Raw genomic sequence first — 514 nt, forward strand, 5'->3', positions numbered from 1 at the left:
CTCCGCCTTTTGCTTTTTTAGCTGGGTCTTATTGAGAAGAAGAAGGGTTTCGTTATTTCTTCCGCTTTCTGGTAAGGAAGACCGCTGTTCCAGCAGCGCCCGCCATGAGCAGCAGCGCTATCGGCAGCGCCGACGCGTCGCCCGACTGCGGGTTCTCTTTCCCAGTGCCAGGCTTTGCCGTACCTTCCGGCCACTTCCAGTCGGAGCTGTGTCCGCCCGGGATAGAGGGCTTCGTGGTGGTAGGCTTCGTCGTGTCCGCAGGTTTTGCACGGGTGACGACAATCGTATAGATGTTTTCTTTTTCTCCCATGACGAGCTTCACTTCGATGGTGTTCTCTCCTACATCGAGAGCGATGGCCTCGGAGAAGACGCCGCTTTCCACAGCCTTGCCGTTCACAGTGACTGCCATCTCGCCGGAGTAGAAGGGTTTGACCTGGATGGAGTCCACACTATTTGTGACAGAGGCGCTGTAGGCGTTGACATCCTTGTCGAAGCTGGGCTGTAGGACGCCCTG

General features: G+C 56.6%; 1 protein-coding gene. It reads right to left on the bottom strand.

Annotation, left to right across the window (positions count from 1 at the left end; translation table 11 throughout):
• Nucleotides 1-52 precede the first annotated feature (52 nt).
• Nucleotides 53-514 (bottom strand): cadherin-like beta sandwich domain-containing protein (locus H8709_RS11800; RefSeq protein WP_262398495.1); only part of this gene is annotated, 462 nt, incomplete at its 5' end.

This window comes from Zongyangia hominis, from assembly GCF_014385095.1.
Taxonomy (GTDB): domain Bacteria; phylum Bacillota; class Clostridia; order Oscillospirales; family Ruminococcaceae; genus Zongyangia; species Zongyangia hominis.